The organism is Candidatus Propionivibrio aalborgensis (genome assembly GCF_900089945.1).
Taxonomy (GTDB): domain Bacteria; phylum Pseudomonadota; class Gammaproteobacteria; order Burkholderiales; family Rhodocyclaceae; genus Propionivibrio; species Propionivibrio aalborgensis.
Window position 1 is genome coordinate 1 of sequence record NZ_FLQY01000215.1, and the last position, 23,414, is coordinate 23,414.

The 23,414-nt window shown below is 55.5% G+C and carries 21 protein-coding genes; 2 read left to right on the forward strand and 19 right to left on the reverse strand.

Annotated elements, in window-relative coordinates; genetic code table 11:
- Positions 1–36: 36 nt before the first annotated feature.
- The 12 genes from fabZ to rpsB all read right to left on the reverse strand — a co-directional run bounded on the left by fabZ (position 37) and on the right by rpsB (position 11,755).
- The gene (gene fabZ, locus PROAA_RS10975) at positions 37–474 is read right to left on the reverse strand and encodes a 3-hydroxyacyl-ACP dehydratase FabZ (RefSeq protein WP_186411399.1); all 438 of its coding nucleotides are present in this window, start codon (positions 472–474) and stop codon (positions 37–39) included.
- Between the two features lie 5 nt (positions 475–479).
- Entirely contained in the window at positions 480–1,517 is a 1,038-nt protein-coding gene (gene lpxD, locus PROAA_RS10980) for a UDP-3-O-(3-hydroxymyristoyl)glucosamine N-acyltransferase (protein WP_222102218.1), read from the reverse strand.
- Between the two features lie 6 nt (positions 1,518–1,523).
- Complete coding sequence (locus PROAA_RS10985; RefSeq protein ID WP_186411401.1) at positions 1,524–1,997, reverse strand: OmpH/Skp family outer membrane protein; 474 nt, start codon at positions 1,995–1,997, stop codon at positions 1,524–1,526.
- A 51-nt stretch (positions 1,998–2,048) separates the two neighbouring features.
- Positions 2,049–4,430 carry an outer membrane protein assembly factor BamA gene (bamA, locus tag PROAA_RS10990; RefSeq protein WP_186411383.1) on the reverse strand — a complete coding sequence of 794 codons (2,382 nt, stop codon included), beginning with the start codon at positions 4,428–4,430 and terminating at the stop codon, positions 2,049–2,051.
- A 4-nt stretch (positions 4,431–4,434) separates the two neighbouring features.
- A complete protein-coding gene (gene rseP, locus PROAA_RS10995) occupies positions 4,435–5,802 on the reverse strand; it encodes an RIP metalloprotease RseP (protein ID WP_186411384.1) in 1,368 nt (455 codons plus the stop codon).
- Positions 5,799–6,989: a 1-deoxy-D-xylulose-5-phosphate reductoisomerase gene (ispC, locus tag PROAA_RS11000; protein WP_186411385.1), complete on the reverse strand. Its 1,191-nt coding sequence runs from the start codon at positions 6,987–6,989 to the stop codon at positions 5,799–5,801. The genes rseP and ispC overlap by 4 nt, the downstream gene beginning before the upstream one ends.
- A 9-nt stretch (positions 6,990–6,998) precedes the next feature.
- Positions 6,999–7,835 carry a phosphatidate cytidylyltransferase gene (locus PROAA_RS11005; protein WP_186411386.1) on the reverse strand — a complete coding sequence of 279 codons (837 nt, stop codon included), beginning with the start codon at positions 7,833–7,835 and terminating at the stop codon, positions 6,999–7,001.
- Complete coding sequence (gene uppS, locus PROAA_RS11010) at positions 7,828–8,658, reverse strand: polyprenyl diphosphate synthase (protein ID WP_186411387.1); 831 nt, start codon at positions 8,656–8,658, stop codon at positions 7,828–7,830. Before uppS ends, PROAA_RS11005 begins: the two co-directional genes overlap by 8 nt.
- A 23-nt stretch (positions 8,659–8,681) precedes the next feature.
- Positions 8,682–9,242 (reverse strand): ribosome recycling factor, encoded by a 561-nt coding sequence (gene frr, locus PROAA_RS11015; protein WP_186411388.1) that lies wholly within the window; start codon positions 9,240–9,242, stop codon positions 8,682–8,684.
- 11 nt (positions 9,243–9,253) lie between these two features.
- Positions 9,254–9,979, reverse strand: a complete 726-nt coding sequence (gene pyrH, locus PROAA_RS11020) for a UMP kinase (protein ID WP_186411389.1) — start codon at positions 9,977–9,979, stop codon at positions 9,254–9,256.
- Positions 9,980–9,999: 20 nt separating this feature from the next.
- Positions 10,000–10,893, reverse strand: coding sequence for a translation elongation factor Ts (gene tsf, locus PROAA_RS11025; protein WP_186411390.1), 894 nt, complete (start codon positions 10,891–10,893; stop codon positions 10,000–10,002).
- A gap of 118 nt (positions 10,894–11,011) precedes the next feature.
- On the reverse strand, positions 11,012–11,755 hold the full coding sequence (gene rpsB / locus PROAA_RS11030) for a 30S ribosomal protein S2 (protein WP_186411391.1): 744 nt from the start codon (positions 11,753–11,755) through the stop codon (positions 11,012–11,014).
- A 382-nt stretch (positions 11,756–12,137) separates the two neighbouring features.
- On the opposite strand from rpsB, the gene map reads away from it, so the two are divergent.
- Both map and PROAA_RS11040 read left to right on the forward strand, forming a co-directional pair.
- On the forward strand, positions 12,138–12,947 hold the full coding sequence (gene map / locus PROAA_RS11035) for a type I methionyl aminopeptidase (RefSeq protein ID WP_186411392.1): 810 nt from the start codon (positions 12,138–12,140) through the stop codon (positions 12,945–12,947).
- Complete coding sequence (locus PROAA_RS11040; protein WP_186411393.1) at positions 12,944–15,544, forward strand: [protein-PII] uridylyltransferase; 2,601 nt, start codon at positions 12,944–12,946, stop codon at positions 15,542–15,544. The genes map and PROAA_RS11040 overlap by 4 nt, the downstream gene beginning before the upstream one ends.
- A gap of 6 nt (positions 15,545–15,550) precedes the next feature.
- Here the strand turns inward: PROAA_RS11040 and PROAA_RS11045 are convergent, their stop codons facing one another.
- The 7 genes from PROAA_RS11045 to PROAA_RS11075 form a co-directional block, all read right to left on the reverse strand.
- Positions 15,551–16,087, reverse strand: a complete 537-nt coding sequence (locus PROAA_RS11045; protein WP_186411394.1) for a peptide deformylase — start codon at positions 16,085–16,087, stop codon at positions 15,551–15,553.
- Positions 16,065–16,820 carry an S-methyl-5'-thioinosine phosphorylase gene (locus PROAA_RS11050; protein WP_186411402.1) on the reverse strand — a complete coding sequence of 252 codons (756 nt, stop codon included), beginning with the start codon at positions 16,818–16,820 and terminating at the stop codon, positions 16,065–16,067. Before PROAA_RS11050 ends, PROAA_RS11045 begins: the two co-directional genes overlap by 23 nt.
- Positions 16,821–16,828: 8 nt before the next feature.
- A complete protein-coding gene (locus tag PROAA_RS11055; RefSeq protein WP_186411395.1) occupies positions 16,829–17,383 on the reverse strand; it encodes a hypoxanthine-guanine phosphoribosyltransferase in 555 nt (184 codons plus the stop codon).
- Positions 17,380–18,246, reverse strand: coding sequence for a UTP--glucose-1-phosphate uridylyltransferase GalU (gene galU, locus PROAA_RS11060; protein WP_186411396.1), 867 nt, complete (start codon positions 18,244–18,246; stop codon positions 17,380–17,382). Before galU ends, PROAA_RS11055 begins: the two co-directional genes overlap by 4 nt.
- Positions 18,247–18,250: 4 nt before the next feature.
- Positions 18,251–20,296: an NAD-dependent DNA ligase LigA gene (gene ligA / locus PROAA_RS11065; RefSeq protein WP_186411397.1), complete on the reverse strand. Its 2,046-nt coding sequence runs from the start codon at positions 20,294–20,296 to the stop codon at positions 18,251–18,253.
- Positions 20,297–20,313: 17 nt separating this feature from the next.
- Positions 20,314–21,624 carry a cell division protein ZipA C-terminal FtsZ-binding domain-containing protein gene (locus PROAA_RS11070; protein WP_186411398.1) on the reverse strand — a complete coding sequence of 437 codons (1,311 nt, stop codon included), beginning with the start codon at positions 21,622–21,624 and terminating at the stop codon, positions 20,314–20,316.
- 8 nt (positions 21,625–21,632) lie between these two features.
- Positions 21,633–23,414: coiled-coil domain-containing protein (locus tag PROAA_RS11075; protein WP_483771114.1), on the reverse strand; the 1,782-nt coding region annotated here is incomplete at its 5' end.

Consider the following 23,414-nt stretch of genomic DNA (forward strand, 5'->3'; position numbering starts at 1 on the left):
TGAATCATGTCTGTACTCAAAGCCAAGTCCCCGCAATCATGCCACGTCGCGTTTGGCACACATGAGCTCTGCTTCGGCCACGATCTCCCCGTCTACGCGTGCTTCGGCCTTGTATTTCCAGATGCCACGCATCTGACGCAGTATCTCGACATGCAAGTGGAGTTGATCGCCGGCAGTCACCGGCTTCTTGAAACGGGCATTGTCAATGCCGACAAAATAGAAAACCGAGTTGTCATCTGGCTTTATACCCATGGTCTTGAATGAAAGGATTCCGGCAGCCTGAGCCAGCGCCTCCATGATCAGCACCCCCGGCATCACCGGGAAATGCGGAAAATGGCCAACAAAATAAGGTTCATTGATTGTGATGTTCTTGTAAGCATGAATCGCTTTCCCGGGCTCGAACGAAATCACGCGATCTACCAAAAGGAATGGATAGCGATGCGGCAGGTGGTCAAGAATTTCCTTAATATCCATTGCATTCAAGATGTTTTCTCCATTTCCTCGAGTTTTTTCTCAAGATCTGAAACCCGCTTGGCCAATTTTGCCAGCCGCTTGATCTGAGCCGCGTTGCGCAGCCACTCCTCATGCACTTCAAGCGGGAAAATGCTGGTGTATTGCCCCGGTTTGCGCAGGCTCTTGCTTACCAATGTGCCGGCTGAAATGTGGACATCATCAGTCAATTCAAGATGGCCAGTAATCATCCCGGCACCACCGATGGTGCAGCGACGTCCGATTTTTGTGCTGCCCGCAATGCCAACACAACCCGCCATCGCCACATGATCACCGATGACCACGTTGTGCGCAATCTGGATTTGATTGTCCAGTTTGACGCCGTGACCAATCATCGTGTCATCCAGCGCCCCCCGATCAATCGACGTATTGGCGCCGATTTCGACGTCATCACCAATGACTACACGACCGATTTGCGGAATCTTGACCCAGCGCTCCCCCTCTTTGGCGAAACCAAAACCATCGCTACCGATAACTGCTCCAGCCTGAATAAGCGCACGGCGACCGATCACGCAATGATGATAGATGACGACGTTCGGATAGAGCAGCGAATCGTCGCCAATTGAAACACCGTCACCTATGATACAGCCAGGATACAGGGTGACGTTTTGGCCGATTACTACATTTTGACCAATCACAACGTTCTCGCCAATACTGGCCGAAGAAGGAACAAGGCTGTGCACCACAGCGGACGGGTGAACACCAGCCGGACGCGAAGCACTCGGGTTCAGCAAGGCCACAACGCGAGCGTAATAAGCGTAGGCGTTATGATGAATGATCCGCGGAAGCGCCGTATCCCCGGCAAACTGAGGCGGCACAATAACCGCTGCCGCCAGGGTAATCTGCAGCTGTTGGCGGTACTTCGGATGGGCAAGAAAGGCTATTTGTCCCGGACCTGCAGAGGCCAGACTGCCAACCTGCGACACGATGACAGAACCGTCACCTTCAAGAGAACCACCGAGGCGGGAGACGATTTCGTCGAGCCGCAGACCTTCTTGCGCAGGCACGGCTAATTACTTGCCTTCGGATAATGCCTTGATTATTTTGTCTGTCACATCGAGTTTCGGGCTAACCCAGACAACATCCTGGACGATCAGATCATACTTTTCGCTCTCGGCAAGCTGTTTGATCGCCTTGTTCGCCTTTTCGATGATGGCGGCATTCTCTTCGTTCTGACGAAGGTTCAGGTCTTCGCGGAACTCCCGCTGTTTACGCTGGAACTCTCGAGTTAGCTCGTTCAGGTCTTTTTCTTTCGCACGGCGCTCGGTCTCAACCATCGTAAGTGCATTTTTTTCCAGTGATTCCTGCAAGGACTGGATTTGCTTGGCCATGCGCTGCAGATCCTGGTCGCGTTTTGAAAATTCGGATTCAAGCTTCTTTGCTGCCTTGACGGCCGTGGGCGCGTCACGGAATATGCGCTGCGTATTCACGTAACCAATCTTCACTGTTTCCGATGCCAACGCGAAAGACACTGGCAGCGAAGCCATCAACGCGACCAGCAACGTGGCAATTTTCCTGTTCAAGATACTTCTCCCGAGTTAAAAAGTCTGTCCCATCTGGAACTGGAACACTTGCAGTTTATCATTTTTCTCATCATTGAGTGGCTGGGCGATACTGAATTTAAGCGGCCCGAAGGGGGATATCCAAGTCGCTGCCAAACCGAGCGACATCCGGATCGGACCTTGATCGCAGATCCCCCCGCCTACGTTACAGGTGCCGGTTTGTGTATCGCTATCGCCGTATACCTGTCCAGCGTCGAAGAACGGGCCCCAGCGCACCGATTTGTCGATACCAAAACCATACAGAGGCATTGACAACTCGGCATTGAAGACAACCCGACGGGTGCCCCCTAACCGCACTTCATCGCCCGTAGTGGGTGCAATCTCATAGGGCCCGAGACTCGCCGTATCGTAACCCCGAACCGATCCTACGCCACCAGCATAAAAATTCTTGTAAAAGGGGACCTCCTGTCCGGACAGGCCCTTGGAGTACCCAAGTTCACCGTTGAGCATCAGCACCATGTTCTGGGTTACCGGGAAAAATCGCTGATGCTGATAGCTAAGTCTGTAGAATTTGAGATCCCCGCCGGGTAGAGCGAACTCGACATTAGCTTTCTGCAAGGCTCCCCGCGTTGGACTAAGCACACTATCCTTCGTATCGCTGACCCAGCCAACTGTCAATGGCAATGTGAGGTTGGTACATGACGTCGGTATTGTGCTGAGGTTTGCCGGGATGGTTGAACTACCCGAGCCGCAAAATTCATTGTTGAATCTTAAATACTGGGTTGGCGTGTCAGGATCCGTTGGATCGATTTCAACCTTGGTCTGATCAATGGCCAGGCCGAAATTGATCGATTGTTTCTCCGCAATCGGAATGCCAAAACGGATACCTCCTCCGGCTGACACCGTTTTGTATTGGTAGTCCAGCGATGTAGGGTTGGTCTTTTTATAATAAGCATCGAAACCCTGGCTGACACCGTCCACTGTAAAGTACGGGTTTGTATAGCTGATTCCAAGGGTGCGATTGATCGTACCCGTATTAACTTGTAATGCAAGGAATTTCCCGCTACCGAATATGTTGGCCTGTGATACGGAGCCCGATAGAACCAGTTTTTCTGATTGTGAAAAACCTGCACCCAGAGAAATGCTCCCGGTCGATTTTTCAGTTACATGGATATCGACGTCAACCTGATCGGTTGTTCCTGGCACCGGCGGCGTTTCGACATTGACTTCGCCAAAGTAGTTGGTTTTGTCGATACGCTCTCGCGAAAGCTTTACTCGACCATCGTCGTACCAGGCACCCTCCATCTGGCGAACTTCCTGCCGAATTACTTCATCGCGGGTCTTGGTGTTGCCAGAGATATTGATGCGTCGAACGTAAACCCTTTTTCCCGGGTCGACAAAGACGGTGAATGCGACCTGCCTTTTCTCTTTATCCAGCTCAGGCGCAGCATTGACATTGGCAAACGCATAGCCCATCGCCGAAAGCTTATCGCTGATGGCCTTAGTACTTTCGTTCAGCATTTCGCGCGAAAACACGTCGCCCGGTTTGATCTTCATCGCCTTCCTGAATTCATCTTCAGGAAGAATGAGGTCGCCCGCCAGCTTCATCGAAGATACGATATAACGATCCCCCTCGACAATGCTTATCGTAATGAAGATATCCTTCTTGTCGGGGCTGATCGACACCTGGGTCGAATCGATGTTGAATTCAAGATAGCCACGATTGAGATAGTAAGAACGCAAAGCCTCCAAGTCAGCGGCAAGTTTCTGTTTTGAATATTGGTCGTTTTTTGTATACCAACTGATCCAGTTGGGAGTCTGCAACTGAAAAAGTGCCAGAAGGTCCTTCTCCTTGAACGAATTGGCGCCCACAATGTTAATCTGCTTGATTTTGGCCGCATCACCTTCGTTAATGTTGAAGTTGATCGACACCCGGTTCCGTTCAAGCGGCGTCACCGTAGTCGTTATTACGACCCCATATTTGCCGCGTGTCAGATACTGGCGCTTCAACTCCTGCTCGGCTCTCTCGAGCATGCTGCGATCAAAGGAGCGCGAGACCGCGAATCCGGCTTCCTTGAGGCCTTTGGTCAGTTGCTCCTTATCGAATTCCTTGAGACCGACAAAGTCAATCTGCGCAATGGCCGGGCGTTCTTCTAGCGCAACAATGACCACATCGCCGTCAATTTCGATGCGTACATCCTTGAAAAAACCGGTCGCAAACAAGGTCTTGATTGCCTGCGCGGCTTTGTCGTTGGTCATGGTGTCCCCGACTTTGATCGGGAGATAGCTGAATACCGTGCCAGCTTCAGTGCGCTGGATACCGTCGAGGCGAATATCCTTGACTATAAACGGTTCGAAAGCGGATGCGCCGGTCACAAAAAGCGTGGCAATCAGTCCCGCTAGCAGGTTCTTCATCATTAGGTCAGCCGGAAATCAATCGATCGATATCATTGTAGAAGGCAAAGGCCATCAACATCAGCAAGAGCGCCAGCCCGATTCTCTGGCCAATGTCCATGCTGCGCTCGGAAAGCGGCGCCTTCGTGATGATTTCGACGACATAATACAGCAAATGCCCGCCATCCAGAATTGGAATGGGCAGCAAATTCAGTACTGCTAGACTGATGCTGACGAGGGCCAGAAACTTGAAGTAGTAATCCACTCCGAGCCTCGCAGACTGCCCTGCGTAGTCGGCGATTGTCACCGGTCCGCTGATATTGCGCCAGGACACTTCGCCGGTAATCATCTTCCCGATCATCGCGAAGCTAAACACCGACTTATTCCAGGTCTCTTCGATGGCCTTGCCCAGCGCGGATATCAGTCCGTAACGAACGGTGATCATTAAATCGCTTCTCGACGCTCCGGCATCTCTGACCGTCGCCCCGATCCGGCCGATTTCTTTGCCGCCTTCGTCGATGATGGCGGGTATTACTTCGATAACATGTCGTTCGCCATTCCGGCTGACTTCAAAAATCAAGGCCTTACCAGGAGAACTGCGGACGCCATGCACGACGTCAGGCCAGGTAACGACTGGCTTGCTGTCAATCGCCAGTATCTCATCTCCAGAATGCAGGCCAGCAACAGCAGCGGCACTGTCCGGGCTAATTTTTGCAAGCACGGGCGGAATCCTGGGACGGTAAAAGCTGATTCCCAGCTTAGCAAGCGCATCGCCTTCCCAACCGCCTGCTCGCGCAGACGAAACATCGAGGCGACGAAGACTGATTTCATTGCGCTGATTGATCACCTCCAGCTTGATCAAATCCTGATCAACAGCCTGGCGTATCAGTGCCCAATGCATACCCTGCCAGGTTTGAACCACCTCGTCACCCACTTTACGCACCTGCTCACCACCCTCAATTCCAGCCATTGCAGCAGGACTCGCTGCGGCTGGTGCGCCAAGAACGGGCTTCAGTTCTTCTGTACCGTGCCAGAAGAGCCCCCAGTAAACGAGCACCGCCAACAACAAGTTGGCGACAGGACCAGCAACAACGATCGCCATGCGTCGCCAGACGCTCTGCCGGTTGAAGCTGCGATGCAATTCTCGTGGATCGACCTCACCCTCGCGTTCATCCAGCATTTTGACGTAGCCACCGAGGGGAAACACTCCGACGCACCATTCAGTGCCGTCGCGACCAATTCGTTTTGACCATATCGCCCGACCGAAACCGATAGAGAATCGCAAAACCTTGACACCGGCTAGGCGTGCCACGAGGTAGTGTCCATATTCGTGGAAGATAATCAGCGCCCCAAGAAGCGGAGCAAACGCAGCCAAATAGAAAAGGAAGTTGTTCATACCGAAACCATCTCGCCGATGATTTGCTCGGCGAGCTTGCGTGCTGCACTATCAGCGTCAATCACATCGCTGAGCGCGGCCAGCTCTGTAACCGGCGACATATCCATAACTGTTGCAATAATCCTCGATATCGCTGTGAATCCGATCCGCCCATCGAGAAACGCCTGAACCGCAAGCTCATTGGCGGCATTCAGGGTCGTCGGCGCGCTATGACCGGCGCGCAGGGCGCGGAAAGCCAGATCAAGACAGGGGAAACGCTCGAAGTCAGGGCGCTCAAAATGCAATGAAGCGATTTTGCACAGATCAAGCGGCTCGACGCCGGCATTGATTCGCTCCGGATAGGCCAAACCGTGGGCTATCGGCGTGCGCATGTCCGGATTGCCCAGTTCGGCGATCACCGAGCCATCCACGTATTGCACCAACGAGTGAATGACGCTTTGTGGGTGAATGACAACCTCGATCTGTTCGGCGGGGACGTTGAACAGCCAGTGAGCCTCGATCATCTCGAGCCCCTTGTTCATCATTGTCGCCGAATCTACCGATATCTTTCGTCCCATAACCCAGTTCGGATGAGCACAGGCCTGCTCTGGGCTGACGTGTTCGAGGTCGGCGACAGGGGTATTCCGGAACGGACCGCCGGAAGCAGTCAGCAATATGCTACGCACACCGCTTTTTAATAAACTACCTGAATAATCAGCTGGAAGTGATTGAAATATAGCGTTATGTTCGCTATCTATAGGCAACAGAGTTGAATTGCTTTCACGCACGGCCCGCATGAAGACGGGTCCAGCCATGACCAAGGCTTCCTTGTTTGCCAACAGGATTTTCTTGCCGGCCACTGCGGCGGCCAGTGTTGGTTGCAGCCCTGCAGAACCGACAATGGCGGCCATAACCGAATCGACTTCCGGTAATTCCGCCATTCGGACCAGGGCTTCAGGCCCGGACTCCACATGAATTGAGCTAGCGGCCAACCTTAGTCGGCGTTGCAACTCCGCGGCCAGTTCAGCATCCCGTACTACGGCAAATCGCGGCTGAAACTCCAGGCACTGTTCGAACAAGCGGTCGATCTGATTGTGAGCGCAGAGGGCAATTACCCGATAACGTTGCGGATGACGTCGAACCACATCCAGGGTATTGACACCTATGGATCCCGTAGATCCGAGAATCGTGAGTTTCTGCAAAGTCATCACAGGCTGTCAATACACGACAGTCAGCCATACCAAGGCCACCAGCGGCAGTGTCGAGGTCAGACTATCAATCCGATCAAGCACACCGCCGTGCCCAGGCAGAACATTGCTGCTGTCTTTCAGACCGGCCTGACGCTTGAGCAGCGATTCAAAGAGGTCGCCCATGATACTGATGACCGTCAGAAGAATAAGCGCAGATAACAACAAAACAAAGCTGCCAGAAAGTACTGCCGGCAACTTTGAGGAGAAGACAAAGCCATAAACGATCACCGCCAAGCCACCGCCCACCGCACCTTCCCAAGTTTTGCCTGGACTGATGCTTGGCGCCAGTTTGTGACTGCCGAAGGTGCGCCCGAAAAAATAGGCGCCAGTATCCGCCACCCAGACAGTAGCCATTATCGCGATTAACGTTGTCGCACCAGCCTGCCTCAGTTGTATCAAAGCCAGCCAAGTCGGCAGGATCAGCACGCAGCCAGTCAGCAAACCGAGTAGAGATTTCGGCAGCGGTAAGCGGCGTCTCAGCCACACGGGCACGCCGAGCAACCAGAACGCCGCCGCCGGAAGATAAAACCAGCGCCCCAAGGCCCAAGCCGCTTCTGAGAATCCATCCTCCAGCCCCAGTGCTGCGGGTTCCAGAGCAACAAGTGCCGCACAAACGAAGATAAACGCCCCGCCCAACATGATACGCAAGTTATTGCCCAAACCCATCAGCCCGCCCCACTCCCAGGCGGCAATAGCGGCAATAAGGGTAGCAAACATGCTCCAGCCGAGTGGAGGCAAATAAAACAGTGCCAGGAAAAAGGCCGATAAAAGGAAGATCGCGGTAAGTATCCGCGTTTTAAGCATTTATCTTCAAGTTTGCCGGGCGGACCAAACCTGCGTTCTCCGGCGAATGATCGGCGTTCACAACAGACAAAGGGCCACGGATCAGTTGTTCGCTCGTTCGCCCAAAACGACGTTCACGCTGCTGATAAGAGGAAATCGCCGCAGCGAAGGCCGTCGAGTCAAATTCGGGCCAGAGGGTGTCGGTAAAGTAAAATTCAGCGTAGGCAAGTTGCCACAGCAGAAAATTACTGACCCGTTCTTCCCCGCCCGTACGAATGAAAAGGTCGGGCTCCGGTGCGTAGTTCATGGCGAGATAAGGCGCAAGGTCAGATTCACTCCAGACCCCCTTCTTTTCCGGATGCGCCAGAACCATGCGATTGACTGCCTGCAAGATGTCCCATCGCCCGCCGTAGTTGGCCGCGATGGTCAGAGTCAACTTGTCATTGACGGCTGTCTGCTGTTCGGAAGCGAGAATCAGCGACTGCAAATCCCGATCAAAAGGTGAAAGATCACCAACGACTTTCAGGCGAACACCATTGCGTTCCAGCTTGGAAACCTCCTGCTGCAACGCACGCATGAAAAGCTGCATGAGCAGGCTAACTTCCTCTTCGGGGCGACGCCAGTTTTCTGAACTGAAAGCAAAGAGGGTCAGGTACTCGATTCCGGCTTCGAGACAATACTTGATCGTATCGCGCACCGTCTCAACACCTTGACGATGCCCGGCAAAGCGTGGCAGACAGCGCTTTTTGGCCCAGCGTCCATTGCCATCCATAATTATGGCAACGTGACGCGGCACTGCGGCAGTGGTCGGAATATCTCGAGTTGAACTGGTAAAGATCGCCATTTTGAGTGCCTTTGCGACGGACTTCAAACGGCCATCAATTCTGCCTCTTTTTGGGCAAACTGTTTGTCGACCTCTGCAACATGCCTATCAGTCAATTTTTGGATATCGTCCTGTGCCCGGCGTTCATCATCCTCCGAGCATTCCTTCTGCTTGAGAAGATCCTTAAGGGTGGCATTCGCGTCCCGTCGCAGGTTACGCATGGCAACACGCGCCACTTCACACTCGTGTTTGACCACCTTGATCAGGTCGCGACGTCGTTCTTCAGTCAGCGCAGGCATCGGAACGCGTATGAGCTCACCCTGTGACGCCGGATTAAGTCCAAGATCGGAATCGCGAATGGCCTTTTCGACCTTTGGCGCCAAAGTTTTCTCCCAGACCTGAACACCCAGTGTACGAGAGTCAATCAAGGTAATGTTGGCAACGGTATTCACCGGCACCATCGAGTCGTAATAGTCGACTTGGACATGATCCAGCAGCCCGATATGAGCACGGCCCGTACGAACCTTCGCCAAATCGACCCGTAGCGCCTCAAGCGATTTCTGCATCTTGTGTTCGGTGGTCTTCTTCACCTCGGCAATCGACATTTCTTCCTCCCTCAGCTATACACCAGCGTTCCTTCGTTCTCGCCGAGCACCACCCGCTTCAGCGCGCCCGGTTTGAAGATCGAGAAGACATTGATCGGCAGTTTCTGGTCACGACACAGCGCAAAAGCTGTCGAATCCATCACGGCCAGGTTCATGGAAATCGCTTCGTTGAAACTGATCCGATCAAATCTTGTCGCCAGGGGATCCTTCTTCGGATCGGCAGAATAAATTCCATCAACCTTGGTTGCTTTGAGTACGATCTCTGCCCCGATTTCGGCACCGCGCAGGGCAGCGGCCGTATCCGTCGTGAAAAAAGGATTTCCTGTGCCGCCAGCAAAGATCACGGTTCTACCCTGCTCCAGATAACGGATTGCCCGACCACGAATATAGGGCTCGACGACCTGTTCGATATTCAGTGCCGACTGGACGCGGGCAACCATTCCAGCGACGCGCATCGCATCCTGCAGTGCCAGACCGTTCATCACCGTGGCCAGCATTCCCATGTAGTCAGCCTGTGCACGATCCATTCCGGTAGCAGCGGGAGCAACGCCCCGAAAGATATTTCCGCCGCCGATCACAACGCCTACCTGAACCCCCAAATCGACAACGCTCTTGACCTCCGAAACGACTTCGGAGATTGTCTGGCGGTTGATGCCGTAAGCATCAGAACCCATCAAGGCTTCCCCCGAGAGTTTGAGCAGTATTCGTTTGAATTTTGGGGTGGCAGCTTCGCTCATGGCAGTCGGAATTCTCTGTTTTATTTCTGTGCAGCCGCCGCTTGAGCAGCAACTTCGGCAGCAAAGTCGTTCGACCGCTTCTCGATACCTTCGCCGACCACGTACAAGGTAAACCCGGCAACCGAAGCATTCTTAATCTTGAGCAACTGCTCAATGGTCTGCTTGCCGTCCTCAGCCTTGACGAACACCTGAGCCAGCAGAGTCACTTCCTTCAGGTATTTCTGAACTGTACCCTCGGCGATCTTCTCGAGCATTGCTTCCGGTTTATTGTCGGCGCGCGCCTTTTCGATAGCAATGCGGCGCTCGGTATCGAGGAGTTCAACTGAAACGCCCTTGCTGTCCAATGCTTTCGGCTTGGAAGCAGCGATATGCATCGCCAGATCCTTGCCCAGTTGCTCATCTCCACCCTGCAGGTCCAGCAGCACGCCGATTTTGGAGCCGCCGTGGATGTATGAAGCAAGCTTGCCCTTTGCCTCTACGCGGGCGAAACGGCGAATCGACATGTTTTCGCCGACCTTGCCTACGAGCGCCGATCGGGTCGATTCGACACTACCGTCTTTCATCGGCAGCAGCGACAGGGCGGCGACGTCAGCAGGATTCTTGTCGACTACCAGATCTGCACAACCCGTGAGCAGTTGCAAGAACTCGTCATTCTTTGCAACAAAGTCTGTTTCGCAATTGATTTCGATGATCGAACCCACTTTGCCATCGGCTGAAATACTGATGGTAACCGCTCCTTCAGCGGTGATTCGAGTAGCGGCCTTGGTCGCTTTGTTGCCCAGCTTGACACGTAGAATTTCTTCGGCCTTGCCCAGATCGCCATTGGCTTCGGTCAGCGCCTTCTTGCATTCCATCATCGGTGCGTCAGTCTTTGCACGCAGTTCTGCCACCATGCTTGCGGTAATAGCCGCCATTTTTCTCTCCACTTGCAGGCATGGCCGGACAACCGGCCGCGCCTGATTAAAACAGTTCAAACGAATTGTTTCCGGTCACACTTGCCATTGCAGGCAAGTGGAGCAAAACGATCGAGGATTACTGCTCTGCTTCCTCAAAAAATTCATCGCCGGATTCAGCAGCGGCAACAATTTCTTCAACGAACTGGCTGCGACCTTCGAGAATTGAGTCGGCTACACCCCGCGCATACAAACGGATCGCGCTTGAAGAGTCGTCGTTGCCCGGAATGACGTAATCAATGCCCTCCGGTGTATGGTTGGTATCGACAACGGCGATAACCGGAATACCAAGCTTGTTCGCTTCGGTAATGGCAATCTTGTGGTAACCGACATCGATGACGAACAGCGCATCCGGCAAAGTATTCATATCCTTGATGCCGCCGATGGATTTCTGCAATTTGGCCAGCTCGCGCTGTGTCATCAGCGCCTCTTTCTTACCAAGCTTTTCCAGCGACCCATCTTCAGTCATGGCTTCCATGTCCTTGAGACGCTTGGTCGATTGCTTGATTGTCTTGAAGTTGGTCAGCATGCCGCCCAACCAGCGCTGATCAACGTAGGCCGAACCGCAGCGGCTGGCTTCTTCAGCGATGATCTCGCGCGCCTGGCGTTTAGTGCTGACGAAGAGGATGTTGCCCTTGTTGGACGACAGCTTGCGCACAAAAGCCATGGCTTCGTTGTATTTGGCGAGCGTCTTTTCGAGATTGACGATATGGATCTTGCTACGGGCACCAAAGATGTACTGAGCCATCTTGGGGTTCCAGAAGCGGGTCTGATGGCCAAAGTGAACACCGGCCTCCAGCATTTGACGCATAGTTGCAGACATACTTTCTTCCTTCATATCAGGGTTAAGCCACCATTCGCCCCTTTAGCCCGCCTTGAAAAACTGACAGGCACCCTTGATCGGGCGAATGTGCGTATTTTTGCGCACCGTAATCTGCGCACCATTTTCGGCGCGCCTCATGTACCACAATGGCACACTTGCAATGCGCATGTTCCACCGACACGGGTCGGCAAAACCCGGCGATTGTACCATCGGACACGACGAAGTTCCACTGACAATGTCGTTGTGTCTCTGCAATCGATTTGCACATCAACGTGAAGCCGGACGGCGTCGACACCTCAATCTTTCGTTGGGGAAAATTGCCTAAGCGCGCGCCTTACTTTATCCTTCGCCACATCACTCAACCCCTCGACCCTCAATGAACATGAGCATCACACTGAAATCTCCTGAAGAAATCGAGAAAATGCGGGTCGCTGGCCGCCTGGCCTCGGAAGTCCTTGATTACATCACTCCATTTATCAAACCTGGCGTCACCACCGGAGCGCTGGACAAACTGTGCCACGACTACATGGTCGATGTTCAGAATTGCATACCCGCACCGCTTGACTACGCGCCCGCCGGGTACAAGCCGTATCCAAAATCAATCTGCACCTCGATAAATCACCAGGTTTGCCATGGCGTTCCCGGCGACAGGCAGTTGAAGAATGGCGACATCGTCAATCTTGACATCACCACCATCAAGCAGGGCTATCACGGTGATACCAGCCGCATGTTTCATGTTGGTGAAGTCTCGATTCAGGCGAAACGGCTTTGCGAGGTCACTTTTGAATGCCTCTGGCTCGGCATCGCTCAGGTTAGAGCCGGTGCCCATCTCGGCGATATCGGCCATGCCATTCAACAGTATGCCGAAAAATCCGGCTACTCGGTCGTGCGTGAATTCTGTGGACACGGTATCGGCGCACGATTCCACGAAGACCCACAGGTCGTGCACTACGGCAAGGCCGGTACCGGAATTGAGCTGAAAGCCAACATGATCTTCACCATTGAACCCATGATCAACGCCGGCAAGGCGGCGATCCGTGAGCTGGCCGATGGCTGGACGATCGTTACCAAGGATCACAGCTTGTCGGCGCAATGGGAACATACCATTCTTGTTCGCGAAACCGGATTTGAAGTTCTTACGCTCTCCGAGGGCGCGCGCAAGCCGCCGGAATGGGTCAAGCTGTCCTCATGAAACTTGACTTAGACGATCGCAACGCCCTACTCGCCCGCTACAAATCACGCTTGCAGTCTGGTCAGGCGGCTATTTTCGAACGCTACCTGGCCGAAGCGGATGCTCCACGCTTGCTCCACGAGCGCTGCCAACTGGTGGACGACCTTCTGCGTGAATTGTGGACGGAGCTGTGCTTCCCGCAGTCCCTGGCGCTACTCGCTGTTGGTGGCTACGGGGGCGGAAAACTGTGGCCGGCATCCGATGTTGACTTGCTCCTGTTGCTTCCGGGAATGCCCGACGCAATGCTCACCGAAAAACTTGAGCAACTGGTTGGCTTGTTCTGGGATATCGGACTGGAGATAGGCCATAGCGTTCGCACGGTTGAGGAATGCCTCAATGAGGCCGCAGGCGACCTGACGGTCAGGACGGCACTTGTCGAAGCCCGACTGCTCATCGGAAATGAGCAACTGTTCTCGAAGTTCAACACTGAATTCCGGTCCAATCTCAACCCGCAGGAGTTCTTCCACGCCAAACGGATGGAGCAAGACGAGCGTTATCTGCGTTTTCAGGAATCACCCTACAGCCTCGAACCGAACTGCAAGGAAAGCCCGGGTGGCTTGCGCGACCTGCAATGCATCCTGTGGATTGCCCAGGCGGCAGGCTATGGCGCGAGCTGGCAGGATCTGGAGCGCCACGGCTTCATCACGCACGATGAAGCACAAGGCCTGGAGCGCAGGGAATTGTTTTTGCAACGCTTGCGCATCGAGCTACACCTCCACGTAGGGCGCCGTGAAGATCGCCTTCTGTTCGACTATCAGTCCGTGATCGCAAAGCAATTGGGGTTTACCGGAATACCGACCCGGCGCGCCAGCGAGCAAATGATGCAGAAGTATTTTCAGACGGCGAAAACAGTTACCCAGCTCAATGTGATTCTGTTACAAAACATCGGCAGCGCGATCTTTCCCTCGCCGAAGCAAGCCGCGCTGGCGGTCAATGAGCGCTTCCAGTGCACCAACCAGTTACTCGACATTGCTCACGAAAACGTTTTCAACCAAACCCCTGCCGCAATTTTTGAAGCGTTTCTGCTCATGCAGGAGCATGCCGAACTGAAAGGCATGACGGCACGCACAATTCGCTCGCTCTGGCGGGCAGGCGTTCTGATCGATGACGATTTCCGCCAGGATCCCGAGAACAGGATGCGTTTCATCGAGATCTTCAAGCAGCCGAAAGGGGTGCTGCATGAGCTGCGACGCATGAACCAGTTTGACATCCTCGGCCGCTACCTGCCCAACTTCGGCGCCATCGTCGGCCAGATGCAGCACGACCTGTTCCACGCCTATACCGTCGACCAGCACAGCTTGCAGGTCCTCCGCAACCTGCGCCGATTCTCAGAAACGGAATACAGCCACGAATACCCGTTCTGCAGTCAGCTGATCAGCGGCTTTGATCGACCCTGGGTGCTCTACATTGCCGCCCTGTTCCACGATATCGCCAAGGGGCGCGGCGGCTCTCACTCGGAGCTTGGTGCAGTCGATGCACAGGAATTCTGTACTGCACACGGCCTGTATGCAGAAGACAGCGAGCTTATTGTCTGGCTCGTGCGCCAACACCTTGTCATGTCGAGCGTCGCCCAGAAACAGGACATCTCCGACCCGGACGTGCTGGGCAATTTTGCGGCAAACGTCGTTGATGAGCGCCGCCTGATTGCGCTCTACCTGTTCACAGTCGCCGACATTCGCGGCACCAGTCCGAAAGTCTGGAATAGCTGGAAAGGCCGCCTGCTTGAACAACTGTTCAGCCAGACACGCCGGCTGCTGCGGGCGGGCGGGAAGGCCCCCGTGACGCAAGGACTCGTCGAGGAGCGGCAAGAGGAAGCACTGCGGCTTCTTCGCTATTTTGCGGTTCCGGAGGCCGCACAGGAACAATTGTGGAAGCAGCTCGATACAGTGTATTTCCTGCGCCATTCGGCCGAAGAGATTTCCTGGCACGCGCGCGCCCTGCACTACCGTTCGGACAGCGCGCAACCGGTGGTCAAGGCCCGCATCAACCCCCATGGCGACGGCATTGAAGTCATGGCCTACACCAAGGATCAGCGCTATCTTTTTGCCCGTCTGGTCGGCTTTTTCAGCCGGGCAGGCTACAACATCATGGACGCCAAGATTCATACGACGCGCAACGGTTATGCGCTGGACAGTTTCATGCTGCAAGACGTCAGTGGCCGTGACAGCGACCGCAACATGATCAGCTACATTGAACATGAACTGATCGACCGGCTCATGCAGCAAGCGCCACCCGAGGTGCCGGCAAGCGGGCGTGTTTCGCGCCAGGTCAAGCATTTCCCGATCAAGCCGCTCGTAACAATAGAGCCCTTGGTGACGCTGCAGCCCGATGAAAAAGGCGTACTCTTCGTTCTCTCGATCATCGCTGCCGACCGTCCCGGTCTACTGTATATCGTAGCCATGGCGCTAGCGGCTCATGGCGCCAACCTCCATACTGCGAAGATTTTCACGCTAGGTGAACGCGCCGAAGATACATTCCTGATCAGCGGCGGGGATCTCGGCGAGCAAAGCAGCCGGATCAAGCTGGAAACGGAATTGCTGGATCTCTTGAAGCTCTGAATGAATTCAGTCCGAAGTGCTGGCCGTTGAGTCTTGAAGAAATGAATCAACGAACCCGAAACGGCTAAAATCAGTCATCCGCATCGGGTATAGAACTCCGTCAAGATGATCGCATTCATGCTGGACGACCCGTGCATGAAATCCTTCGACCGAACGTTCAATCTCCTGCCCGAAAGGATCGAAACCCCGATAGTGCAGATGCTGCCAGCGCGGCACTGAACCGCGGAGTCCCGGCACGGACAGGCATCCCTCCCAGCCCTCCTCTATCGCGTCAGAGAGCGGCGTCAGAACAGGATTGATCAACACCGTGTAGGGTACGCTGCCAGCTTCCGGATAGCGCGGATTCTCATCAAATCCAAAAATCACTACGCGCAGGGCGACGCCTATCTGTGGTGCAGCAAGACCCGCACCATCGAGATGGTGCATGGTCTCTTCCATATCGGCAATCAGGGCGAGCAGTTCCGGTGAGGCGAAGGACTCGAGCGCGCGCGCCTGTTCCAACAGGCGCGGATCACCCATCCTAAGGACGGTTCGGATCGCCACAGCCCACCATCTTCTCGATGATCGTACGCACATGACCCATCGACTCATGCAGCACGTCCTGAATCGCTTCAAAGCTGATTCCTTGACGACTGTCGGCCCGGCCGGCCGCATAATTGGCCACCACGCTGATTGCTGCATAGGGCACGGCCATTTCGCGCGCCAAGGCGGCTTCCGGCATACCCGTCATACCCACTACGTCGGCACCGTCCCGCTCAAGGCGATTGATCTCGGCGGCCGTTTCCAGTCGTGGCCCTTGTGTCGCCGCGTAAACAGCAACCGTGCTCACTGGAATTCCAGCGGCTCCAGCGGCTGAAAGCAGTTGTTCACGCAAGGCATTGTCATAGGGTTCGGTGAAATCGATATGCGTGAGCGTACATTCCGGCCCTTCATGGAAACTGGATTTTCGCCCCCACGTGTAATCGATGATCTGATGCGGAATAACCAGATCGCCAGGCTTGAGGTCAGCCCGGATACTGCCGACCGAGGCGACCGAAATGATGCCGACGGCACCGCGCTTGCAGAGCGCCCAGATATTCGCCCGATAGTTCACTTCATGCGGCGGTATCGTATGGCCATAACCGTGCCGTGCCAGAAAAGCGATGGGACGACCACAAATCTCACCAAAGGTTACAGCACCCGACGGCTCGCCATAAGGTGTGCGCACCACTTCGCGATGAGAGACATCGAGGTTGCTCAGTTGCGAAAGACCACTCCCCCCGATAACGGCCAGCATTTCACTCATCATTCGTCCTTCACGGCATAGATTGCCGGGAGGTTCCGCCACGCACCACGAACGTCCATGCCAAAACCGAACACGAAGCGGTCCGGAACCGTCAGCGCGACAAAGTCCGCCTTGATCGGCTTTTGTTTGCCATTCAACTTGTCGGTCGCCACAGCGGTATAACAATTCCTCGCGCCGAGTTGCTTGATGCGCTCGACGATGGCAGCCAGCGTCAGACCCTCGTCAAGGATGTCGTCGATGATAAGGACGGTGCGTCCCTTGACCGGAGTCCAAGGTGCAGAGCGCCATGACAATGCGCCTCCGGCCGTATCCTGACCGTAACGTGTGACGTGCAAGTAGTCAAAATCGAGAGGGAAATTCAACTGCGTCATCAGATGTCCGGCAAAAGGCACGCCGCCGCTCATGACGCACAGCAGCAAAGGATTGCTTTCACACAGCTGCTCAGAAATTTCGCCGGCAACACGGGTTACCGCCGCAACAACCGTCTCTGCCGGATGAATCAACTCCGCTGAAGCAAGAATATCCTTTGCCTGTTGCGCATTTTCACCGTTCATTCGAGATTGGCCAGATAGTTTGAAAATGCAGCACCCACTTCGGGATGACGTCGGCCGAATTCCACGGTGGCCTGCAAATAACCCAACTTAGAGCCGCAGTCGAATCGAGTGCCCACATAGCGGTAGGCAAGAACCTGCTCTTCGAGGATCAGTGAGGCCATGGCATCCGTCAATTGAATCTCGCCGCCAGAACCCGGCTTTACCTTCTCCAGATGATGAAAAATACGCGGTGTCAGAATGTACCGGCCCACCACGCCCAAGGTCGAGGGAGAATCCTCGGGTTTCGGCTTTTCGACAATCCCTTCGATGCGCTCAACGCGTTCCGCGACTGATGCCGACCTGACCATGCCATAGCTGGCTGTCTCTGCACGCGGGACATCAAGCACGCCGACCACTGAACAGCGGTAGTAATCGTAGGTATCCGTCATTTGCTTCATCACCGGCGGTTGGCCAACGAGAAGATCGTCCGCCAGGAGTACGGCAAAGGGCTCGTCGCCAACTACCGGTTTGGCACAAAGCACCGCGTGGCCAAGCCCCAGGGCTTCGGTCTGGCGGATGTAAATGCAGTTGATGTTTCTTGGCAGCATGTTGCGGACGAATTCGAGCATTTCCGTCTTGTTCTTCAGCGCCAGCTCGCTCTCGAGCTCATAGGCTTTGTCAAAATGATCTTCTATCGATCGCTTTGTCCGTCCGGTGACGAAAATCATGTCGCTGATCCCGGCTTCGACCGCTTCCTCGACCGCGTACTGGATCAAAGGCTTATCGACAACGGGCATCATTTCTTTCGGACTGGCCTTGGTCGCCGGCAGAAATCGAGTACCGAGGCCGGCAACGGGGAAAACCGCCTTTTTTACTTTTTTCATTATTTCATTCCTCTTGCGCTTGCCCTAACATTAACCGAAATTGGGCCTCATCGATCACAGCCACACCCAACTTCAGTGCTTTCTCCAGCTTGGAACCCGCTTCAGCGCCAGCCAGAAGGTAGTCAGTCTTCTTTGAGACTGTCGCGTTTGCCCTGCCTCCAGCCGCATCAATCATCGCCCTGGCCTCATCGCGCGTCATTGATGGCAACGTTCCGGTCAGCACGAATACCTTGCCCGCCAGGACGCTGTCCTCAACCGGCTGCGTTGTCTTTTCAACCGGGTTTTCGGCCCAGACGACACCAGCCGCGCGTAATTGTTCGACGACCTCCAGATTATGCGGTTCAGCGCAGAATTCGCGCAAACACTGAGCTACTACAGGACCGACATCATCAACCTGCATCAAGGCGTCTTCGTCAGCCGCAAGGATTCGATCAAGCGAACCAAAGTGTCGCGCCAGATCCCTGGCCGTTGTCTCCCCGACATTGCGTATGCCCAGCGCGTAGATGAAACGCGCCAACGTCGTTTGTTTGCTTTTCTCGATCGCCGCCAGCAGATTACTTGCCGATTTGTCGGCCATGCGCTCCAGACTGACCAAGGCCAGCAAGCCCATCTTGTACAGATCGGCCGGCGTTCGCACAACGCCACCATCAACCAGTTGCTCGACCAGTTTATCTCCCAGGCCTTCGATATCCATGGCCCGGCGCGAAGCAAAGTGAATCAGCGCCTGCTTGCGCTGTGCGGGGCAAAACAATCCGCCACTGCAACGCGCCACGGTTTCATTCTCACTCCGAACCACGTGCGACCCGCAAATCGGGCAGAATCCTGGCATAACGAACTCGGCTGCCATGATCGGTCGTTTTTCGGGCAGCACACGCACGACTTCCGGTATCACATCGCCGGCACGACGCACGACGACCGTATCGCCAACACGTATATCCTTGCGCCGGATTTCGTCCTCATTGTGCAACGTCGCGTTGGTCACCGTGACGCCGCCGACAAAAATCGGCGCGAGTCGCGCTACCGGCGTCAACGCACCGGTTCGGCCCACTTGTATATCAATGCCAAGCACTTCGGTGTTGGTTTCCTCGGCCGGGTATTTGTGCGCTACCGCCCAGCGTGGCTCGCGCGAAACAAAGCCGAGCTGTGTCTGGAGCGCGAGCGCATTGACCTTGTATACAACGCCGTCGATATCAAATGGGAGGCTGGCGCGTCGTTCCCCAATGCGCCGATGAAAATCGGCCAACGGCTGCGGCCCGTGCAGTACGGCGCGCTCGGCGCAAACGGGCAATGCGAAATTCGAAAGGGCGTCGAGAACAGCGCTGTGCGTAACCGGCACCTTCCAGCCTTTGACTTCGCCAAGACCGTAGGCATAGAAGGAAAGCGGCCGGCTGGCGGCGATATGCGAATCCAATTGACGAATGCTTCCAGCGGCGCCGTTGCGCGGGTTAACCAGCATTTTCTTGCCGGCCGCCTCAGCACGCGCGTTAAAGCGCAGGAAATCGTCGCGTTTCATGTAAATTTCGCCGCGCACTTCAATCACGACGGGTGGCTCCTCGGTTCGCAAACGCAACGGAATCTGCCCGACGGTGCGGACGTTTGCGGTAACCTCTTCGCCCGTTTCACCATCGCCACGAGTTGCGGCGCTTACCAGCACGCCGTCTTCGTATCTCAGGTTGATCGCCAAACCGTCGAACTTCAACTCGGCTGCATACTCGACCGGCGGATCATCTTCGGAAAGCTTGAGTTCGCGGCGCACGCGTGCGTCGAAGGCGAAGGCGCCGCTCGCTGTCGTGTCGGTTTCGGTTCGGATCGACAGCATCGGCACGACATGACGCACGGACGCGAAGCCATCGAGCACCTTGCCACCTACGCGCTGCGTGGGCGAATCCGCCGTCAGCAGTTCGGGATGCGCCTGCTCAAGCGCCTGCAACTCGCGAAACAAGCGGTCGTATTCGTCATCCGAAATCAGCGGTGCATCAAGAACATAGTACTGGTGGTCGTGTTTCTCGATCTCGGCGCGCAACTCGAGGGCGCGTTCGCGGCCGTTCATGCGTGGAGAATCCCAGCTCAGGAGAACAAGCGCCGAGTCAGCGGCCCGCCAGCCGGCAGGCCATGCTCGGCCATCACCGCCTGGTACCGTCCCACCTGGCTGCGAATCGGGTCCAAAGCAGCGGCGGAAAGCGGGCGATGGTTGTCGTCCACCAATGATCCACGCAGCGCTTCGGAGAATCGCCGCGCCAGATCAACCATCTGGTTGAATACGCGTTCTCCGTGCGAAACGCGCGGGACGTCCAGCAAAAAGGTAATGCCGTGCGTGCTCATCGTCTTCATCGACTCGACGGAAAACCCTTGCGCTTCCTGATTGTGCAGCACAAAGAGCACGTTGCCCTCGTCGTCGCTACGTACGAAATGCCCTTCACCGTCAGCCAGCATTCCTGCCGCCTCGGCAAGCGCACGCAGCTTGGTTCCGGGGAAGGCCTGCCCCTGGCTGATGACATTGATTCCAATCTGAATATCGACGCTGGCGCAAAACGCGTCGAGCTTTGCCGCCGCGTCAAGCGCCGGCTGGCGGGCAGGCAGGTCAACAATGGCCATCAGATCTGCGGCAAGATCCTGCATGGCAATATGAAAGACAGAAAGGTCGCTGTCATCCAGTGGCCCCTGGCGATCGACCAGTTGTACGCCAATCCTGAAACGACGATACTCAATGTCGCCGTCATCGATGATCGGCTCCCACTCGCGCGTGAATTCGTTGTAACCGATCCAATGAACCGGTTTTCGGATGCGCATCAGGACAGCACGTTGCGCATCAAGAATCTGGTTGGCCGGCAACGGTTCGACCGTTTCAAAAGCTGCCACGTAATCGATCAGAGGAGACAGCAAATGCGCGTACTCGGTACCGTCCTTCGCACTCTTTTCCACGTCAGGAAGTCGCGACATGCCTGAAATTCGGTCGGTAACGGTTTCGACCTTCGGGCTTGGTTCAGGCTCCAATACTGCCGAAGAGGAAGCTGGCTCGACGACAGGCTCCTGGCGCGCCATGTCAGGCTCAGAGTGCTGCTGATCATCGTGGAAAACGGGCTCGACCCGCTCGCCGGGCATCAGGAAAGCGGGCAGGTTTTCTTTGAAATCCAGCGACGGCTCTGCTGCCGTATTGGCCGGTGCTTCGCGCTCAACATCGGCTTTCAGCGCATTGGCAGCATGAGCGGCACCGGAGACGTCACCCCCCGATTCGTCAAGCAAGATGTCTGCATGATGATTGTTCAAGACCTGCTCCGCCAACTTGCGGTGTCGGTATTCCTGCCATTTGTTATAGGCTGCCACGCCGATAACGGCGGCAACACCCAGGCCAATCAAACCAGTTTGCAGTTCAGTCATGTCTATTCCTAAACGATCTGCTCGCGCATGCGCAGCGCTTCGTCCATATCCACCGCAACGATGCGCGAAACCCCGGATTCCTGCATCGTTACGCCGATAAGCTGCTGCGCCATTTCCATCGCGATCTTGTTGTGGCTGATGAACAGAAATTGCGTGTTGGCCGACATACGTCGCACCATCGCACAAAAACGTTCGGTATTGGTATCGTCCAACGGCGCATCCACTTCGTCAAGCAGGCAGAACGGCGCCGGATTGAGTTGAAACATCGAAAACACCAATGCAATCGCGGTCAATGCTTTTTCACCACCGGAGAGCAGGTGAATCGTCGAGTTCTTCTTGCCTGGCGGTTGTGCCATGACCTGCAGGCCGGAGTCGAGAATCTCTTCGCCGGTCAGGATCAGTCGCGCCTCGCCACCACCGAAGAGGATCGGGAAGAGTTCGCCAAAGCTGCGATTGACAGCATCAAACGTGGATTGCAGGAGATCACGCGTTTCGCGGTCAATACGCCGAATGGCGTTTTCCAGTGTCTCCATCGCCTGCGTCAGGTCTTCCGACTGCGCATCAAGGTAGGTCTTCCGTTCGCGTGCCGATTCAAGCTCCTCAAGTGCGGCGAGATTCACCGCGCCAAGCGCCTCAATCGAACGTTGCAACGCAGTCATCGCGCCCTGTAGTGCGGAGGCACGGGCACCGGACAACTCGGCGGACAGGCTTGGCTCGTCGGCCTGCACTTCGAGCAATTGCGCCGCAAGCTGATCGCAGTTGAGGCCGGCTGCCTGTTCCTTCAATTTGAGCTCGCCGATTCGTTCGCGCAAGGGTTCGAGGTTGTGCTCAAGCTTCATGCGCTGCTCTTCGAGGCCGCGTAACGCGTTGGTTGCCGCCTCCAGCGCATCGCGCACGGCGGCCAGCGACTGTTCGCGGCCAACCCGCTGATCAAGCGCCTCCTGAAGCCTGGGCTCAAGATCTTCCGCGTGCATGGCCTCCACGTTTTCGGCGCAACGCGCAAACTCATCCACGATACGCTCGATCTGTTTTAGTGCAAGTTCGCGACTCCGCGCGATTTCCTCGATCTTGTTGCGACACTCGCGTTGCGCAAACTGCGACTCCCGCAATTCGCGTTCGATACGACCGGCCTGCTCACGCTCGTCACGCAGCACCTGTTCCGTCTGATCGAAGTCCACTCGCGACGAATCCAGTACAACCTGCAACTCGCGAATCTGCTCGCGTTGTCCCTCGATGGCCGCATCGGCACAATTCAGGCGCTCGTTCTCGATATCTTCTTCGGCGGCCATCTCTGTCAGGTTGGCGTCGATCTGCCCCTGACGTTCGTGGAAGCGATCCATTGCCTGTGCCAGCTTGAGAGTCTCGACCTGAAACGCGTGTGCCTGTTCCTGTAGCTGGTTGAGGTGTTTGCGGGATTCCTGCAACGCGCTCTGGGCATCCTCCATGCGCGCTTCGATCTCGGCCAGTCGCGCATGCTCCTCTTCGACCCGTTCCTCGCGTTGTGCGATCAGCGCCCCGAGTTCCTCGATTTCGCGCTGCCGTTCGAGCAGACCGTGCTCTGCCGCGTCTGGCGCAAACAAGGTAACACTCTGCCGATTTACCACATCCCCTCCCGGCGTGACGCAGCAGGCGGCGCCGGACAAATTCTCGCGACGTTCCAACGCTGCCGCCAGATCCGGTGCCGTAAACACGTTGGCAAGCCAGTCGGCCAGAATGGCAGCGAGTTCCGGTTCGTCGCAACGAATGTGCGCCAACAAACGATCCGTTTCGGTGCTCGCCACAGGGCTGTC

What these genes read in the sequence shown, in the direction of transcription:
- PROAA_RS11070 (WP_186411398.1), bottom strand. Translation starts at nt 21,624, where the DNA reads ATGACTGAACTGCAAACTGGTTTGATTGGCCTGGGTGTTGCCGCCGTT.
- rseP (WP_186411384.1), bottom strand. Translation starts at nt 5,802, where the DNA reads ATGAACAACTTCCTTTTCTATTTGGCTGCGTTTGCTCCGCTTCTTGGG.
- galU (WP_186411396.1), bottom strand. Translation starts at nt 18,246, where the DNA reads ATGAAAAAAGTAAAAAAGGCGGTTTTCCCCGTTGCCGGCCTCGGTACT.
- frr (WP_186411388.1), bottom strand. Translation starts at nt 9,242, where the DNA reads ATGTCGATTGCCGAGGTGAAGAAGACCACCGAACACAAGATGCAGAAA.
- uppS (WP_186411387.1), bottom strand. Translation starts at nt 8,658, where the DNA reads ATGGCGATCTTTACCAGTTCAACTCGAGATATTCCGACCACTGCCGCA.
- PROAA_RS11050 (WP_186411402.1), bottom strand. Translation starts at nt 16,820, where the DNA reads ATGCTGGCCGTTATCGGGGGGAGTGGTCTTTCGCAACTGAGCAACCTC.
- tsf (WP_186411390.1), bottom strand. Translation starts at nt 10,893, where the DNA reads ATGGCGGCTATTACCGCAAGCATGGTGGCAGAACTGCGTGCAAAGACT.
- PROAA_RS10985 (WP_186411401.1), bottom strand. Translation starts at nt 1,997, where the DNA reads ATGGCTTCGCTGCCAGTGTCTTTCGCGTTGGCATCGGAAACAGTGAAG.
- map (WP_186411392.1), top strand. Translation starts at nt 12,138, where the DNA reads ATGAGCATCACACTGAAATCTCCTGAAGAAATCGAGAAAATGCGGGTC.
- PROAA_RS11055 (WP_186411395.1), bottom strand. Translation starts at nt 17,383, where the DNA reads ATGAACGGTGAAAATGCGCAACAGGCAAAGGATATTCTTGCTTCAGCG.
- bamA (WP_186411383.1), bottom strand. Translation starts at nt 4,430, where the DNA reads ATGATGAAGAACCTGCTAGCGGGACTGATTGCCACGCTTTTTGTGACC.
- pyrH (WP_186411389.1), bottom strand. Translation starts at nt 9,979, where the DNA reads ATGAGCGAAGCTGCCACCCCAAAATTCAAACGAATACTGCTCAAACTC.
- PROAA_RS11005 (WP_186411386.1), bottom strand. Translation starts at nt 7,835, where the DNA reads ATGCTTAAAACGCGGATACTTACCGCGATCTTCCTTTTATCGGCCTTT.
- fabZ (WP_186411399.1), bottom strand. Translation starts at nt 474, where the DNA reads ATGGATATTAAGGAAATTCTTGACCACCTGCCGCATCGCTATCCATTC.
- PROAA_RS11040 (WP_186411393.1), top strand. Translation starts at nt 12,944, where the DNA reads ATGAAACTTGACTTAGACGATCGCAACGCCCTACTCGCCCGCTACAAA.
- ispC (WP_186411385.1), bottom strand. Translation starts at nt 6,989, where the DNA reads ATGACTTTGCAGAAACTCACGATTCTCGGATCTACGGGATCCATAGGT.
- rpsB (WP_186411391.1), bottom strand. Translation starts at nt 11,755, where the DNA reads ATGTCTGCAACTATGCGTCAAATGCTGGAGGCCGGTGTTCACTTTGGC.
- ligA (WP_186411397.1), bottom strand. Translation starts at nt 20,296, where the DNA reads ATGAACGGCCGCGAACGCGCCCTCGAGTTGCGCGCCGAGATCGAGAAA.